The organism is Bacillus cereus group sp. BfR-BA-01383, from assembly GCF_022663495.1.
In the GTDB taxonomy this organism is placed as follows: domain Bacteria; phylum Bacillota; class Bacilli; order Bacillales; family Bacillaceae_G; genus Bacillus_A; species Bacillus_A cereus_AU.
Map to the genome: position 1 here is coordinate 119942 of NZ_JAKUFP010000011.1, position 16359 is coordinate 136300.

Consider the following 16359-nt stretch of genomic DNA (forward strand, 5'->3'; position numbering starts at 1 on the left):
ATTACAGCCCCTCCCGTCTACGTAATGCGATAATCGCAATTAATAAAAAGATTGCTGAAATTCCAAGATTTAAAGAAATAACCGGCAGTGCCGCTCCTATGTCATTTGCATAAATAATTTTCATAATGGCTGTGTTGGCCCACGTTAATGGCGATAAATTCGTAACGACATTTTCTTCCACTACGAAATAAGCACCGCCAAAAATAGAAGCTAATTGCACAACAACCATAATAATTGCTCTAGATGCCTCACCTGTTTTTGTAATATATCCGATCCCTAAACCGAAGCTAATTGCTAGAAAGACTTCTGTTAGTAAAATAATAAATATGATTCCAAGATGGTCGCCCCAATTCGCTTGAAAAACAAATTTACTAAATATAACGACGAGTAATAGACAAAGTGCATTTGCTACAAGACTACCGAGCACTTTCCCAATGAAAATTTCAGCCTTACTTATAGGTGCTGCAATTAAACGATCTCCTGTTTTACGTACTCGTTCTCCTCGAATTAAAAAACTCGCCCCCATTGCAGCATACAATGCGATCATTGTCGTCATTACGACCGCATAGTAATCCATAGAACCTGGTTTTTTAGCAGCTTGTAAAGATGTTTCTTTAATATAATCATTATGATTTCCGTTTGAAATAACTGCGCTAACCTTACTCGGATCTACTTTCGCAACTTCGGCCGCTACGTTGTACTTATCAACAAATGTTGTAAGCATTCCTTCCACTATACTTCCTTCAATACTACTTCTATCGCTTCCATAAACTTTCACACTATCTTTATTTAATTCTACATAGGCAGCATATTTATTTTGCTTCACTTCTTCTTTCCCATCTATGCCCTCAGAAGCTTTTTTAAAATGAATACCTGATTTATCGACTTCTTTCGTAAATGCTTCAAACGATTGAGAAAACGTACTACTTGCTTCATCTTTGTATAGCACTTGTATATCCTTAATCGATTGACTATCGCTATTAAACGCGTTACTTAACGCTGTTCCTAACACAAGCATAAGCACAATCGGAAATGCTAACATAAAAACTAAAGTTCTTATGTCCCTGAAATCTCTTTTAATATGCATAACTGCAATATTGAAGATGTTCAATTGATGAACCTCCCTTTACCTTTTCTTCATTTCCCTTTATTTATCTCGTAAATTTCTTCCAGTCAACGTAAGGAATACAGTTTCTAAGTTCGGAGCCTGCTCCTCTAACGAACGAATTTCAATATCGTGATTAATACAATGTTGAATAATTTTATTTAAATTATTTAATCCTGCATCAGAATTCACTTTAATTACGTTCTCTTCGATTTGAACAGCTTTCACACCACTTATCTCTTTTAATTTTTCTACATCTAAGTTTTCTACTGACTTCACTTCGATCCAAATATCTTTCGTATCGGTAATAATCGCTTTTAACTGTTCTTTTGTGCCTTCTGCAATTACTTTACCGTGATCTACAATTGCTATTTTCGTACAAATCTCCTCTACCTCTTCCATGTAGTGACTCGTATAAATTATCGTACTCCCCATTTCATTTAGTTTTCGGACAGATTGGAGAATATAGTTTCTTGACTGCGGATCAATTCCAACTGTCGGCTCATCCATAATAATTAACTTTGGTCTATGGGCAATTGCACAAGCGATATTCAATCTTCTTTTCATTCCGCCAGAAAAGTTTTTCGGATAGCTTTTATGTTTATCACTTAGACCTACAAATTGAAGTGCTTCCTCTACTCTCGCCTTTAGTTCAGCCCCTCTTAATCCGTACAATCCAGCAAAGAATTTCACATTTTCATAGGCGGTTAGCTCTTCATATATTGCAATATCTTGCGGAACAATACCGATGTTCATTTTCGCAAATCGGTTATGTTTCTTTATATTTTTTCCTAGTATGCTAATTTCACCTTCATTACTTCTTAACAAGCCAGCAATCATATTAATTGTTGTACTCTTACCAGCACCATTTGATCCTAAAAAGCCAAATATTTCTCCTTCTTTAATAGATAAAGACATATTATCTACCGCGATGAAATCACCAAATTTTTTCGTTAAATTTTTAATTTCTAATGTGTTCATCATTTCACCCCTATTTCGGTTTCTCTACTGTTATTATAAACAAAAAGAATGAACCTGCTCAGTGCAGAACTTCATTCTTTTCACATGAGAATATTCACTTTTTTCATATGAGATGATTCATCCTCATCACACTTTCCTATATGGGTAACAACATCGTTACTGAAAAACCACTTGTCCCATCTACAATAATTTTCCCGTTTACAGATGCTGTTCTCTCCTCCATACCCATAATACCGAGACCTTTTTTAACAAGAACTGTACCTTTTCCATTATCCTTCACTTGTACTTTAACCATCTTGTTAAACACATGAATATCTATAGAAATAACTGTCGCATCAGCGTATTTCATTGCATTTGTCAACGCCTCCGTAACATTTTCACCGATAATCTTCCACTGAATCGGAGAAATCATATCTAAGTTCCCTTTATAGATAAAAGGAATGCTCACATCATGCTTACCTGCAAATTCCTCTATGAATAATTTCATACGATGAATGCCAATTTGCTCTGTTGGTGGCTTCATGTTTTTTAATGTAACCCGAATGCTTTCAATGCCATCTTTCGAAATGTGAATGGCATTTTGTAATAACTCCGCAGATTTTATTTTATCTATTTCCATTAATCTCTTTGCTGCTTCCATTTGGATAAGTGCCCCCGTCATCGAGTGACCGATTTTATCATGAATTTCTTGAGATAATCGATTTCTTTCTTCTAACTTAAACGTGTACTCTGATTGCCTTATGTACTCTTTATTTTCATTTAAACTTTTCGTAAGTCGTTGCATATCTTTTCGCATCTTATCATTTTGTGATTCAAGCTTTAATACTCGGGCGATATAACGATCTGCCATAGTTAAAATGAGAAAAGAAAATGCAACAATTAATCCATATGTCATTTGAATACTTTCATTTGTAAAAGTAATAGGGAGCATCATAATGAAAAAGAGCTGCCATTTCCCCTCTATATAATTTGATGTAATTTCGTATAAGTTCAAAGGTAAAAACAAAATAAAAAACGGATGCACCTTCCATGTAAATAAAATTACTACACCAATTGACACACAAATTAAAACCCTTTTGTATGTATCTTTTTTTAATATAGAGATCATTACGTTTACTGAAAGGTATATAAGCAGTGTAAATATAATCCATGGTAAGTTTGCAACATTTGCGTAAATATAACTACACACAATATATATAAATACAATTAATTTACTTATAGTTAACCAAAATTCCATATCATTAATCCACTTTCCCTGTTAAGTAATAAATCGCAATTTGCGTGCGATGTTCTAGTCCAGTTTTCCCTAAAACTGATGTAATATAATTTGCGATTGTTCCTTCCGATATGAAAAGTTGCTTCGAAATCTCTTTATTCGAAAAGCCTTTTGCAATTAATGCGATAATACTAAGCTCTCTTTCTGTGAAAAGGCTCTTATCTATTTTAGATTCCGCTTCTTTATTTTCAAGTAAATTACTTTTAATTTTATCAAGTACAACATCTTGCATAACAGTTTGACCGTTATATACTCCTTTTATTGCATCACGAATACGCTCCGGATCATTATTTTTTAATAAATAACCTTTCGCTCCGTTTTTTACTGCATCCAAAATATATTCATCATCATCAAACGTCGTTAAAATAAGCGGCTTTGTTTTCGTCTCTTCACAAATGAGCTTCGTTGCATCTACACCGTTCATGTTTGGCATACGCACATCTAAAAGTGCAATATCGACTTCATGTGTTTTACAATACGCTACAGCTTCTTTTCCATCATTTACAGTATCTACTACTTCGAACTCTTCATATGTATTTAAAATAATTTTCATACCTTCTCTAATAAAAGAATTATCATCCGCTATTAATATTTTAATTTTCATGTTTGTTAGTATGGACATCCCCTACTAACATTCACATCCTTTCTCCGCGTAACATTTCCTCTTTGCTCATTATATACTTCTCTCTACCATTTTTTCACACCTTTTTCATATAGCCCCTTCTCTAAAAATATATTATTCTTTTTTTACAACATGTGTAGGGTGACTGATCGTTTCTTACGTCTATATAATAGAATGCGTCAAAAAGGAGGGAGAGCACAATTGAAGAAAAACAATTAATCGAAAAAGCACAACAAGGAAGCGAACACGCTTTTCGAATCCTTGTACAAACATATCGTCATTATATTTTTCAAGTTATCTTTTCTATTTTAAGACATGAAGAAGATGCTAAAGATGTTACACAAGAAGTATTCGTAAAAATTCACGCCTCTCTCCCTAATTATCAATTTCGCGGATTAAAAACGTGGATGGCACGTATTGCTACCAATCACGCTATTGATTATAAGAGGAAAAAAGCTAGAGAAAACGAAGAACTTTCCTTATGTAAAGAAACTGAAGAAAATATAAAATCTCCTTATAATATTGAGGCTTTATTATTGACGAAAGAGCAAAAATTGCTCATTGCTCAAAAGCTAAGAGAACTACCCGAAAATTACCGTGACGTCGTTCTCGCACATTACTTAGAAGAAAAGAGCTATCAAGAAATTGCTTTGCAGGAAAACATCGAATTGAAAACAGTCGAAATGAAACTGTATCGGGCAAGAAAGTGGATTAAAAAGCATTGGAAGGAGGAAGAGTTTCTATGATGCATTATTCAAAAGAAGATTGGAGCAATTATACATTAGATTTTACAGCAAACAATGAACGTGAATCTATGGAAGAACATCTTTATGAATGTGATCATTGTTTAGCACTTTATATGGAAAGTATTGATGAACAAACTGAAAACCTTCCAATGATGAGTGATGATTCATTTACGAACGAAGTTATGACGCAAATTAATTTTGAAACGCTACAATCTAATGAAACTATGAAATCAAATCAACTAAAGCGCACGATTATTCATTACATAATTGCAACTGCGGCTACAATCATTTTTATGGTAAGTGGTCTATTCCATTATATTTTCACAGCGACATCTAATTTCGAGAAATCTTCGAAACATAATGAGACTTCCATCTCACAACAAATTGTAAACAAAACAGTACACACATCTAAAAAGGACGGAGGTTTAAAGCATGAATAAAAATCCCTTTTTAGCACTTGTATTAGGGCTAATCCCTGGGCTTGGACATTTATATTTAAAAAAGATAGGACGTTTTATTCTATATAGCGGAGGATCTTTATTTCTATTTACCTTTGCAGTATTTTGGACAACACAATTAGGAGAGCGCGAGATTACCTTTCTTTCCCTATTTTTACTAGCCGTGTTATGGGTAATCAACTTACTAGATTTAGTTATCACTATTATAAATCAATCGAAAAAACAAGCAGCGGGGCAATTTACAGAGCCCTCTAAAGAAAGCGAACGATTTTATATCATACTCCTATCAATCATCCCTGGACTTGGTCATTTCCAATTAGGGCTTATGCAACGCGGACTTACATTTTTAGTCGCTTGCGCAGGTCTAGGCAGTATGATTATATTTGTTACATTATTAACTAACCAAGGTAGTTTTCTTATATTCCTTGTTACGTTACCTGTTTTATGGATTTACAACTTCTTTGATGTTGTTCAACAACTCCAGAAAAAAGAACGTGGTGAGCAACTAGTTGATCGTACTATTTTTGAAGAATTTGAAGAACATCGAGAACAAGGAAAGAAAAGTAAAACATTCGCTTCCATTTTAGCAATGTTTCCTGGAGCAGGACATATGTATTTAGGCTTACAGCGCCGTGGTCTTCAGCTTATGGCAGCTTTTTTACTATCAATTTATTTACTCGACTTATTAAGACTTTCTGCGTTCTTATTTTTAGTACCAATCATTTGGTTTTATAGCTTTTTTGATGCGTTACAACAAACTGCAAAATACGGAAAAGAACGCGTACATGACGAACCTATTATCGATTATTTTATAAATCATCAAAGATGGATCGGTATCGGATTAATTGCATTAGGTGGTTATCAATTATTAGATCAAACACTCCTTCCTATTTTGGACGATTATTTTGCAACTATATTTAACATTCATCTTAGCGAACTATATTATCGCTATTTCCAAACATCTATTGTTGCACTCCTCTTAATTGGTGGCGGCTTTAAATTGTTACTTGGAAATAAAGAAAACAAAGGTGGGACAAAAGAATGAGGACTTGGCGTGTTGGAACATTCTCAATGGGCATTTCCATTATATTGTTAGGGTGCTTTTTACTATATTCAGTTGTAAAAGGAGTTCAAGTATTAGATACACTTACAGCGTGGTGGCCTGTTTTACTTATCATACTTGGCGCTGAAATTTTACTATACCTTCTACTTTCTAAGAAGGAACAATCTTTTATTAAATATGATATTTTTAGTATTTTCTTTATCGGAGTTTTAGGAAGCGTTGGAATTGCTTTTTACTGTTTATTATCAACTGGATTACTAGAAGAAGTTCGTTACGCCTTTAATACAACTAGACAAACGAACACGATTCCAGGAAGTAAACTTGATATTCCTGACTCCATCAATAAAATTGTCGTGGATGCAGGTACAGACAATTATCCTCTAACGATAGACGGAAGGAACTCAAATGAAGTTAGCCTTCTTGGAACATACGAAATGACGACAAAAGGAAATGAGAAACTGAATTTAAAACAAGAAGATTTTCTTTCAGTTCAAACAACTGGAGAAACGATGTATATAACATTAAAGTCATTACCGTTTCATCAAAAAATGTTTGGTCATGAACCACGAGTAAAACCGACGCTTGTACTCCCACAAACGAAACATGTAGAAATTCGTGCTTCTAATCGAGATCTTTCTCTTTATCCAGGTCAATTACAAAATAATTGGTTTATACAAGAAAGCTCAAATATATCTGTTCATTTGGCAAAAGACAGTGACGTATCTCTAACAGCAGTAACAAATCAAAAAGAAGCTATTGGAAATACACCTTGGGAACAAGTAGAAGATTTAACGAAAAAAGAAAACAATTCTTCAGAAGAAAATCCAGAATTAAACGAGCAAGAACATTGGTATAAAAATTCGATTAAAACTGGAAATGGAACGTACAAATTAAATATTGAGAAAGCTTATAATTTGAATATGAGTGTTATTGAAAAATAAGAAACCTTCCACAATTGTGGAAGGTTTTTCTTATATAATCGTTTTAATTCCTTCTAACACTAATCCAATCATAAATCCGCAAACAGCTCCGTTCACTCGGATCCACTGCAAATCTTTGCCGACGTTATTTTCAATCATTTCGATTAAGGTTTTATCATCTAACTTATCAAGGTTTTCTTGCACAAGCTTTCCGATTTTCGAATGATTCTTTTCAACAAGTGTGACAACTTGTTTTTGTAACCACTCTTCTATTTTTTGAACAGTCAATGCGTCTTCTTTTAGTTTATTCATTTGTGTTTTTAAAAATGGCACAACATATTTATCCGCAAACTCTTCATTTTTCACAAAAGTAACTGCTCTTTGTTGCACTTGCTCCAGCATCTCTTTTATTTTGTCGGTAGCATCCCAATTTGCAATCCATTTTTCTTTCCACTTTTCTAATTCTTGTAGTAAAGCTTCATTTTCTTTTACATTAATAATTTCTTGACGAATCTTCGCTAATATAAGTTGTCTTGTGCTATTATCCGCATCTTGTAAGCTGTTAATATTGCTAATGATAAACTTCTGCAAAATGCCTCCAATTTTATCTTCATCTACAATATTCATAAACGATTTCAAAGTAAACTGCAAGAATCCATCTACTTTTATATTTTCCATCGCCTTCATTCCTAAGCTTCCAAGCTGATAACGTGCTTCATCTTGCGCTGTCCAATCTTTCACCTTTACTAATATGTAATCAAGTGTCTTCTCATCATATTCTTGCACAACTAATTGATCAACAAGCACTTGTAATATGTTACTTGTATTAATTGTATGCAAATACGTTATTAATTCTTTTTCAATAATAACAGCTAGCTTCTCCGTATCTATTGCAACAATCGCTTTCTCCGCAATCGTTACAATCCCCTTTTTCACAGCATCAGACTGCAGTTCTCTCTCAGCAATTTGTAGCACCATTTGCGCTAACTGCATTTCTTTTACTTTATTCGTAATACTTTCTTTCGTCAGCCATTCATTTTCTAGCGTATTAATGAGCCCTTTCGTTACCCGTTTACGGTTTTTAGGTAACAAAGCTGTATGCGGGATTGGGATTCCCATCGGATGACGGAATAAAGCTGTAACCGCGAACCAATCCGCAAGTCCACCAACCAATCCGGCTTCAAATCCCCCTTGTATAATTTCCCCAGCTACCGTTCCTTGAAAAGGGATAGAAGCCGCAAAGCCTACTCCCATAACCCCAAGCGAAATACCCGCTATATATTTAGTCTGTAATGACATCGTATACACATCCTCTTATTATGTAAAATAAAGCTTTTTTATTATATTTAATCGATATTAGCAATCCTATATATATACTATAAAGAACTAGTGTGAAAATAACAAAGATTTTATAATAATACATATGCCATGTAAATAAAAAATGAGGCTACAATTAGCCTCATTTTTCTTATAATGTTAATTCTAAACCTTTCTTATAATACCCATTCATCACGTCTTTTGGAACCATACTACCACCCGTTCCCCACACAATATGAGTACCTTTCTTCACCTTCTCTGTTAACTGTTGCTGTTGTAAATACTCATCTTCTTTACATACTTTCACTGGCCCTATCATACCCGCTAGTGCAGAAGGCTCTAAATAAATATTTTCAGTATCAGCCAGTTCTTTTAATAATCTATATAACTCTTCATCACTTACTGTATAATTTCCACTCAAAAATGGTTCCATCGTTTTACCGACAAATCCAGATGGTCTTCCTACCGCAAGTCCATCTGCATCTGTTACATTATCAATACCTATATCTTGAACGGCAATTTTATCGTGAAGTCCTGTCATTAATCCGAGTAGCATACATGGTGAATGTGTCGGCTCTGCAAAGAAGCAGTGTACGTTGTCTTTATACAATAGCTTTAAGCCAAATGCTACTCCACCAGGTCCGCCCCCTACTCCGCACGGAAGGTAAACGAATAAAGGATGTTCTCCATCTACTACAATCTTTAACTCTTCTAATTGCTTTTTTAATCGCGATGCCGCTACTCCATATCCTAAAAATAAATCATGTGAGTTTTCATCATCTACAAAATAACAGCTAGGATCAGCATCTGCTTGTCTTCGTCCTTCTTCTACTGCTTTACTATAATCCGCTTCATATTCAATAACATTTACACCTTTACTTCTTAATAAATCTTTTTTCCATTGTTTTGCGTCTGCTGACATATGAACAGTCACATTAAAACCTAGTTTTGCACTCATAATCCCGATGCTTAGTCCTAAGTTTCCTGTCGAACCTACCGCAATAGAATATGTTGCAAAAAACTCTTTACATGTATCACTATCTAAAATGGAGTAATCATCTTCCTCTGTTAACATTCCATGCTGCAGAGCTAATTGTTCAGCATGTTTCAACACTTCATAAATACCGCCCCTAGCTTTAATTGATCCTGATATTGGAAGCCCACTATCACATTTTAATAGTAATTCTCCTAATATTGGCTGTCCGTAGTTTTTCTCTAAAGATTGTTTCATAGAAGGGATTTTCACTAAAGGCGATTCTATAATGCCGCTCGTTTCTTTCGTTTCAGGAAAAACTTTCGCAATATATGGTGCAAAACGCTTTAATCTCTCTTCCGCGTCTTTTACATTTTCTTCATTCAGCGGAGAACCTTTTATTGCTGATTCGTATTTTTCTATATTCGGGTTTACCCAAAATACTTCTTCCGTTGCAATAAGGTTATTTACTAATGGGAATCGTTCTTTTAATACCTCTATCTCCTTCATTCCTCTTCCTCCTCATATCCTTGTAGCTCGCCATACAATAAATTATAATTAAATTAATTTAAATATAGTTTAACATAAAATTCAGTTTCGGTTAATTTTAATTTAATTTATTTAAATATAATTTAATAATCATTAAGGAGAATGCGTTATGGAAAATATAGATATTGGAAAAAAGATTGAAAAACAAAGAAAAGAAAAAGGGTTAACTAGTAAAGAACTAGCAACGATGGCTGAAATCACACCATCTATGCTCAGTCAAATTGAACGTGGTTCTGCTAACCCTTCTATTCAAACATTAAAAGTACTCGCAAAAGCTCTTGATGTTCCAACATTTAGTTTTTTACTTGAAGAGACAAATACAGATGATTTAATCGTACGCTCTCATAAACGTAAGAAAATGATTATCGATAATTTATCATATGAAATGTTATCCCCCGATTTCACTGGGAGTTTAGCAACAGCAATTATGACGGTTCCTCCAAATACTTCTTCATCAGAAAATGTTCTAGAACATAAAGGAGAAGAATTAGCATTTGTATTGGACGGAACAATTACATTGTATTTAAATGAAGATGAGTACACATTAGAAACTGGTGATAGTGTAAAGATACCTGCTTATCTAAAACATAAATGGGTGAATCATTTTGAAAAAAATGCAATTGTTTTATTTTCTGTTACTCCGCCGATTTTTTAATATAAAAAATAGCCATGCGCGGACTCTCTCTCCATACATGGCTATTTTTCTTTTTTGATACTAACAAAATCCCTAAACTAATAACAAAAAAACTGAGTATTTGCTGTATTGAAAGACCAAATAGAACTGGATTTTGTTCACTAATAAGTGAAATAATGATATGAGCAAATCCTTCAACAATTAGAAAAACACTTATATTTTTTCCATTTCCTAACTCTTCATTTCTCATCCATAACAAGCCCACTATACAAAAGGCGAGTATAATTTCGTATACGAAGATAGGATGATATAAAAATTTAGATTCATAAATTTTCATCCCCCAAGGCAACGTCGTTGGTATACCCATGTTTTGATGAAATAGAAAATAAAAAACAATACTTACACATAGTCCAAAAGGCAATGCATCAAGTAAAATACGAAGCGAAAATTGCTCCTTTTTACTTTTCCAAACAATGTATATACTCGCCATTACGCATCCTATTATAATATGCTGCATACTTCCTACAGCTAATAATGCTTGCAATGGCGATCCAAAAGCCCATACTGGATTTAAAATTGCCGGTGCAAATTTCCATACGAATACGATAATAAGAAAGCCATTTGTTACTGCATCCATCATCTTTTCATATGATACATTTTGGCCCTTCATCTTTCGTTTCATCAGCATAAATCCAAATAGACTTCCAATTATAAGAGATACGGGTTGTAACCTCACGATCCACTCCATTACTATGAAATCCTCTCTTAATTCTCAATTAATTTCTTAAATTTCTCTTCTAATTGATCTGGAGGTAGTGCCCCTCGTACTTGGTCTACTATAATTCCATCTTTGTTAACAAAAAACGTCGTTGGTATCGAGAATACTTTATAATCTATTCCAGCTACTCCGTCCATATCTAATAAAACAGGAAACTTAAATCCATGACGCTCCGCAAATGCACTCGCTTCTTGTACTGGATCCCCGATTGTTGCATTTACCGCAAAAATTTCGACATCCTTTTTATATTTGTCATACAAATGAACTAAGTCAGGTGCCTCCATTTCACATGGGCCACACCACGATGCCCAAAAATTAATAATATACGGTTTTTCCTTCGCATCATTTAATGAATATAACTTTCCGTCTAACCCTTTTAATGTTATTTCAGGTGCTTTAAATCCTACTTGTGGTAATACTTCTTTTTCCTGCAATTCTGCTTGTTTCGCTTTTCTTTCCTTTTCTTCTTTCTTTGAATTATAAAAGTTAACTCCAGCCCAAATAAGTGCACCGGCCAGTATAATAGCAATTAGCTTCTTCACTTTTCTTCCCCCTATCTGCACTACAATAAGTAGTGTTAAATCATAAAAAAAAGAGGCTATATGCACTCTCCGACAATAAGTACAATCGACATACAAAATAGCCCTAACGTTACATATACTGAATTTGTATGTAGTGGTATATTCAGTTTAATAACTTCCTCATTCAACACTTGCTTAATTCGTAAATTAATTGCGGTTTTCGCAAACGACGCTGTAATACATTGATTTTCCATCGTCTTTATTTTAATTAACTTTAATAGTGCACTACCTAGCTCGAATGAAGATTTCATTTTTTGCATCGCATATTTATCAGCTGATAGCTCTTGATACACTTGATAACGTTGCAGCAGTCCTTTTAATATAGGAATATACATCATTCCTTCAGCTAACAATGTAAAGATAAATAACTTTAGTGGATCTCGATTTTTTTGATGATATTCCTCATGTAATACAATCGCATCAATTTCTTCCTCTGAAAATGCCCGACGCATCCCTTCTGAAATGACAATTTTAGGCCGAAATAATCCAATTGTAAATGCCGTAATCTGTAACGTTGATAATACGTACACTTGCTTTCCTTTTCTAGTAGTACACACGAGATTTCTTTTCAATTTTTTGCTATAAAAAAATTGTTTCCACATTCTTTTACTTATAATGATTACAGTAAATAACAGTAATCCGACTATCATTATACGAAGTATTGATAGTTCCCTCATATGCTTTTGTAATTCAAATAAACAAAATTTTGAAAGAAAAAATGCTTTATTTTGAAAAAGAAATGGGTATGTGACGTAGTATACTAACATACTAAAAAAAAGAACACTAATAGTCACTGCTAACAAAACGATTTTACGCATTTGCCACTTCATTTTTATCGGTCCTCTTTTTTTAGCTGACTTAATTTCTCTTCTAATTTTTTTATTAAAGATGGATCAGCTTGTTCTAACTCATCTATCATATGGTTCACAACAAGATCTCCAAATTCACCCATTAATTCCTGTGTCATTTTCTTCGTTTGATTAGATAAAAATGCTTCTTTCGTTTGTGCAGCATGATACATACCACTTCTTTTCACAATATGCTTTTCTAAATGTGCTTTCTCTACTAATCTGTTCATAACTGTCATTACAGTATTAAAATTCACTGGGGATTCTTCACTTAATTTCTGTTGCACATCTTTAATGGTAATACCTTGAGTGGCCCAAACAATTTCCATTATTTTCGCTTCAAGAGGTCCAAAAAAGTGATTTAACCCTTGCTCATTTAACTTGTAGTTTTGAGTAAACATCGTATGGCCCCTTTCACACTACAGATTGTAGTATAAAATATATAGAAGGTCAACAACTGATACTTAAATGAACCCTAATCTCCACATCTGTACCACGTTCGTTTCATCGTAAACCTAACTTCTCTCCAAATGTATCATAAAGATAATATTCTAATATTTGCACACTAAATTTCTCATTACGCCCAAGTGCAAATAATTCTCGATTTTTTGCTACGATAGTATCTAATGGAATAACCACATTATCCACTATTTTTGTAATTTCAATTATATTACTTTCTACGTTTACTTCTGTTTTAAATTCAATGTTTTCTAATACTATATGTGAACGTCTTCCTGATGCAAAAAAAGTAAAGTTAGGATTTTTAAAAATGCCAATTTCACTCTCTAACGGATATAAATATCGAAAAATTATATCTCTGTGTCCATCTTTTATTATTTTTTCATCTTTTTCATCATCTAAATATTCTTTCACCTTCGCCGCAAACTCAAATCGAAAATCCACTCTTTCACACTCCCTCTTTTCATTCTACGTCAATAAATATATTGGTATAATTTTACCATATCGTAATGCATTTTCCTAAAAAAAGTAAAAAACTTTTTTTGGAAAGTCCCTATTATTTCCCGCATTTATATATATATATAAACACTCTTTCAATATTAATTCGTACGTCATTATATTCATTTAAACATATTGTTTCCATACTTTAAAACAATATTATCCAGTATTATATATCAATAAACAGCTTATAATTCCTTTCTATCTACAACTACCGATACTCTATACTATTTCGATATATTATTTATCATATTTCCTCTTATTCATTCCGCATGTTAATTCATTAAATCACAGAAGGAATGTAACTCACCACTATCGAATTTTTACATAACAAATATTATTAGGTGGTGCTTTACTATGAAATTAGCTGTCATTGGTGGCGGTGATTTACAAGATCCAAATCACTTGCATATTAATGAACGACTTATAGCATTAACAAATAAACAATACCCAAAAGTATTATTCATTCCAACAGCTAGTCATGATGATGAAGGATATATAAAGCTATTTTTAGAAACATTTGAAAAGCAATTACATTGTGAGGTTCAAATTTTACGCACTATAACCGAAACACCTACTAAATATGAAATAGATGAAATGATTCATTCTGCGGATTTAATTTATCTTGGCGGTGGGAATTATGTTCACATGCTTGAACAATGGAAAGAACATGAATTAGATGAAAAGTTACTATTTGCTCTAAAACGCGGTACACTTATTGCAGGGTATAGTGCCGGTGCTATGTGCTGGTTCACATCTAGCATACGTTCAGACTATGGAGGTTCTGGCTATATAGAAAGTAGTGGATGGAGTATTGTTAACAAAAGATTTTGCCCCCATTACAATCAATTAAATAGAATGAATGCCTTCCATACGTTTTTACAAACTCATCAAGGTAATATAGAAGGCATTGCATTAGAGGATAATTGCGCTTTATATATTACAGAAGGTTCATTTGAAATTATCGGTAAGCCAGATACAGCTTGGGAGTTTTATATGAATAATGGAAAACTCATTAGACAACACTTTGACATAACTTTAAAAAGTTATTTATAAGCATTCATCAACAAAAAATGTCCCTAAGTCTATATGACTTAGGGACATTTTCATCTTTCAGCTCACTAATCGTGTAATTCGTTTCTTCTGCCATGAAAGCTTATAATATGCATACTGTAATATTAAGCTGACGATGAATGCGGCTGGATACCCAATCCAAATTCCTTCTATACCAAGGCTTGTGTGGTAAGAAAGGTAATATGCTACAGGTACTTCAACAAGCCAGATTGATACAACACTGATTACAGTTGGCCATAGTACTGTACCACTCGCTCGCATTGTCGCACTAATAATTTGTGCATGACCGAAAATTAAGTAACTCCATAATGTAATCATGATTAGGCTATGAGCAATTTCAATTGTATTTTGACTTGTTAAAAATAGTGCTAGAATGTCTCTTGAGAACAAGTAAATAAGAGATATCAATACACCGCCAATGATGTAATTCATAATAATTCCAGCCTTAACAACTTTCTGCAATCGATCAAATTGATTCGCACCAATTGATTGCGCCGCAAAAATGGAGACAGTAATACCTAGACTAACGGCTGGCATTTGTACATAACTTGCAACTTGGTTCACAACACCATAAGCAGCTGTTGCATCCGAGCCGTAACGATTTACAAACGCGATTACCGCAATTTCAGATAATGAAACTAATATCATATTAATACTCGCTGGAATACCAAGTCGTAACAATAGCTTTAATAACTCCAAATCCATTCGAAGATATTTTCTTACCGTTGTATCTAGTTGTAGTGGGTGATTTTTCTTCTTTAAATACACTAACATGACAATAAACGTAATAACTGTAGATATAACAGAAGCATAGGCTGCCCCATACACATCTAATTTCGGAGCTCCTAACCATCCAAAAATAAGAATTGGTAATAAGATCATATTTAGCGCTGTACTTACAATTAAAAAGTAAAATGGCGTTTTAGAATCTCCTGTACCTCTCATAAATGTTGTGTATGCGAAATATAAAAATAATATTGGCATAGATATAAATAAAATTCGTGCGTAATGTACACTTATTTCAATAATATTTTCTGGCGTTCCCATAAGGCGCATAATATCCATCGCAAAAATACTACCTATTATCGCTAACACAACTCCGATAATAAAAGTAAACGTCAGCGTCGTACCAACGATAGCTTTTAAACGTTCTTCATTTTTAGCACCAAACGCCTGACCAATTAAAATAGAACTACCAGAACCAATTCCAATTACAAATGAAACAAGTAGGAAAAATAATGGGAAGAATGCCGATATAGCCGCTAAATCATTTACACCAAGCCATCTTCCTACTACTACCATACCAAATAATTGTCCAACTGATTGTAGTACATTACTTAATAGTAACGGAACTAAAAACATGGACATCGATTTCCATATCGGTTTATTTTCCTTTTCTGACTGCTGTGATTCTACACCTTCTTCATTGTGATCTGTAGGTGGTTTCAAATTCCATTTCTCCTTTTATTAAAAATCC

Annotated in this window: 17 protein-coding genes and 1 pseudogene; 6 read left to right on the forward strand and 12 right to left on the reverse strand. The window is 33.6% G+C overall.

Annotation, left to right across the window (positions count from 1 at the left end; all coding sequences use genetic code 11):
• Nucleotide 1: 1 nt before the first annotated feature.
• From MR065_RS13210 to MR065_RS13225, 4 genes are all read right to left on the reverse strand, one after another.
• Entirely contained in the window at nucleotides 2-1111 is a 1110-nt protein-coding gene (locus MR065_RS13210) for an ABC transporter permease (RefSeq protein ID WP_242213973.1), read from the reverse strand.
• Nucleotides 1112-1147: 36 nt separating this feature from the next.
• Nucleotides 1148-2086, reverse strand: coding sequence for an ABC transporter ATP-binding protein (locus MR065_RS13215; RefSeq protein ID WP_098267394.1), 939 nt, complete (start codon nucleotides 2084-2086; stop codon nucleotides 1148-1150).
• A gap of 136 nt (nucleotides 2087-2222) precedes the next feature.
• Nucleotides 2223-3323 carry a sensor histidine kinase gene (locus tag MR065_RS13220; RefSeq protein ID WP_242213974.1) on the reverse strand — a complete coding sequence of 367 codons (1101 nt, stop codon included), beginning with the start codon at nucleotides 3321-3323 and terminating at the stop codon, nucleotides 2223-2225.
• Between the two features lie 4 nt (nucleotides 3324-3327).
• Nucleotides 3328-3966: a response regulator transcription factor gene (locus MR065_RS13225; protein ID WP_242213993.1), complete on the reverse strand. Its 639-nt coding sequence runs from the start codon at nucleotides 3964-3966 to the stop codon at nucleotides 3328-3330.
• 275 nt (nucleotides 3967-4241) lie between these two features.
• Between MR065_RS13225 and MR065_RS13230 the strand changes: the two genes are divergently transcribed.
• The 4 genes from MR065_RS13230 to exsE are packed head-to-tail and all read left to right on the forward strand — an operon-like array spanning nucleotide 4242 to nucleotide 7192.
• Complete coding sequence (locus MR065_RS13230; RefSeq protein WP_313895160.1) at nucleotides 4242-4730, forward strand: RNA polymerase sigma factor; 489 nt, start codon at nucleotides 4242-4244, stop codon at nucleotides 4728-4730.
• Nucleotides 4727-5170, forward strand: a complete 444-nt coding sequence (locus MR065_RS13235) for a hypothetical protein (protein ID WP_242213975.1) — start codon at nucleotides 4727-4729, stop codon at nucleotides 5168-5170. Before MR065_RS13230 ends, MR065_RS13235 begins: the two co-directional genes overlap by 4 nt.
• Entirely contained in the window at nucleotides 5163-6233 is a 1071-nt protein-coding gene (locus tag MR065_RS13240; RefSeq protein WP_097902185.1) for a hypothetical protein, read from the forward strand. Before MR065_RS13235 ends, MR065_RS13240 begins: the two co-directional genes overlap by 8 nt.
• Entirely contained in the window at nucleotides 6230-7192 is a 963-nt protein-coding gene (exsE, locus tag MR065_RS13245) for an exosporium protein ExsE (protein WP_242213976.1), read from the forward strand. Before MR065_RS13240 ends, exsE begins: the two co-directional genes overlap by 4 nt.
• 30 nt (nucleotides 7193-7222) lie before the next feature.
• On the opposite strand, the gene MR065_RS13250 is transcribed toward exsE, so the two are convergent.
• Both MR065_RS13250 and MR065_RS13255 read right to left on the reverse strand, forming a co-directional pair.
• Entirely contained in the window at nucleotides 7223-8470 is a 1248-nt protein-coding gene (locus MR065_RS13250; RefSeq protein WP_242213977.1) for a DUF445 domain-containing protein, read from the reverse strand.
• A 169-nt stretch (nucleotides 8471-8639) separates the two neighbouring features.
• Complete coding sequence (locus MR065_RS13255) at nucleotides 8640-9971, reverse strand: D-serine ammonia-lyase (RefSeq protein WP_242213978.1); 1332 nt, start codon at nucleotides 9969-9971, stop codon at nucleotides 8640-8642.
• Nucleotides 9972-10119: 148 nt separating this feature from the next.
• Here MR065_RS13255 and MR065_RS13260 point away from each other — a divergent pair, with 148 nt between their 5' ends.
• Nucleotides 10120-10665, forward strand: coding sequence for a helix-turn-helix domain-containing protein (locus MR065_RS13260; RefSeq protein ID WP_242213979.1), 546 nt, complete (start codon nucleotides 10120-10122; stop codon nucleotides 10663-10665).
• Nucleotides 10666-10714: 49 nt separating this feature from the next.
• Here the strand turns inward: MR065_RS13260 and MR065_RS13265 are convergent.
• The 5 genes and pseudogenes from MR065_RS13265 to MR065_RS13285 all read right to left on the reverse strand — a co-directional run.
• A pseudogene (locus MR065_RS13265) lies at nucleotides 10715-11392 on the reverse strand (prolipoprotein diacylglyceryl transferase family protein); the annotation flags it as partial.
• A 17-nt stretch (nucleotides 11393-11409) separates the two neighbouring features.
• Entirely contained in the window at nucleotides 11410-11964 is a 555-nt protein-coding gene (locus MR065_RS13270) for a TlpA family protein disulfide reductase (RefSeq protein ID WP_098267384.1), read from the reverse strand.
• 56 nt (nucleotides 11965-12020) lie between these two features.
• Nucleotides 12021-12833 carry a M56 family metallopeptidase gene (locus tag MR065_RS13275; protein WP_242213980.1) on the reverse strand — a complete coding sequence of 271 codons (813 nt, stop codon included), beginning with the start codon at nucleotides 12831-12833 and terminating at the stop codon, nucleotides 12021-12023.
• 2 nt (nucleotides 12834-12835) lie between these two features.
• Nucleotides 12836-13252 (reverse strand): BlaI/MecI/CopY family transcriptional regulator, encoded by a 417-nt coding sequence (locus MR065_RS13280; RefSeq protein WP_098768359.1) that lies wholly within the window; start codon nucleotides 13250-13252, stop codon nucleotides 12836-12838.
• A 103-nt stretch (nucleotides 13253-13355) separates the two neighbouring features.
• On the reverse strand, nucleotides 13356-13754 hold the full coding sequence (locus MR065_RS13285) for a DUF3942 family protein (protein WP_242213981.1): 399 nt from the start codon (nucleotides 13752-13754) through the stop codon (nucleotides 13356-13358).
• Nucleotides 13755-14165: 411 nt separating this feature from the next.
• Between MR065_RS13285 and MR065_RS13290 the strand changes: the two genes are divergently transcribed.
• A complete protein-coding gene (locus MR065_RS13290) occupies nucleotides 14166-14864 on the forward strand; it encodes a peptidase E (RefSeq protein ID WP_242213982.1) in 699 nt (232 codons plus the stop codon).
• A gap of 57 nt (nucleotides 14865-14921) precedes the next feature.
• On the opposite strand, the gene MR065_RS13295 is transcribed toward MR065_RS13290, so the two are convergent.
• Nucleotides 14922-16331: an MATE family efflux transporter gene (locus MR065_RS13295; protein ID WP_242213983.1), complete on the reverse strand. Its 1410-nt coding sequence runs from the start codon at nucleotides 16329-16331 to the stop codon at nucleotides 14922-14924.
• Between the last annotated feature and the right edge of the window lie 28 nt (nucleotides 16332-16359).

Bases quoted from the DNA above. Each gene is read 5' to 3' on its own strand.
- MR065_RS13260 (WP_242213979.1), top strand. From the start codon at position 10,120: ATGGAAAATATAGATATTGGAAAAAAGATTGAAAAACAAAGAAAAGAA.
- MR065_RS13250 (WP_242213977.1), bottom strand. From the start codon at position 8,470: ATGTCATTACAGACTAAATATATAGCGGGTATTTCGCTTGGGGTTATG.
- MR065_RS13215 (WP_098267394.1), bottom strand. From the start codon at position 2,086: ATGAACACATTAGAAATTAAAAATTTAACGAAAAAATTTGGTGATTTC.
- MR065_RS13255 (WP_242213978.1), bottom strand. From the start codon at position 9,971: ATGAAGGAGATAGAGGTATTAAAAGAACGATTCCCATTAGTAAATAAC.
- exsE (WP_242213976.1), top strand. From the start codon at position 6,230: ATGAGGACTTGGCGTGTTGGAACATTCTCAATGGGCATTTCCATTATA.
- MR065_RS13240 (WP_097902185.1), top strand. From the start codon at position 5,163: ATGAATAAAAATCCCTTTTTAGCACTTGTATTAGGGCTAATCCCTGGG.
- MR065_RS13290 (WP_242213982.1), top strand. From the start codon at position 14,166: ATGAAATTAGCTGTCATTGGTGGCGGTGATTTACAAGATCCAAATCAC.
- MR065_RS13220 (WP_242213974.1), bottom strand. From the start codon at position 3,323: ATGGAATTTTGGTTAACTATAAGTAAATTAATTGTATTTATATATATT.
- MR065_RS13275 (WP_242213980.1), bottom strand. From the start codon at position 12,833: ATGAAGTGGCAAATGCGTAAAATCGTTTTGTTAGCAGTGACTATTAGT.
- MR065_RS13280 (WP_098768359.1), bottom strand. From the start codon at position 13,252: ATGTTTACTCAAAACTACAAGTTAAATGAGCAAGGGTTAAATCACTTT.
- MR065_RS13235 (WP_242213975.1), top strand. From the start codon at position 4,727: ATGATGCATTATTCAAAAGAAGATTGGAGCAATTATACATTAGATTTT.
- MR065_RS13225 (WP_242213993.1), bottom strand. From the start codon at position 3,966: ATGAAAATTAAAATATTAATAGCGGATGATAATTCTTTTATTAGAGAA.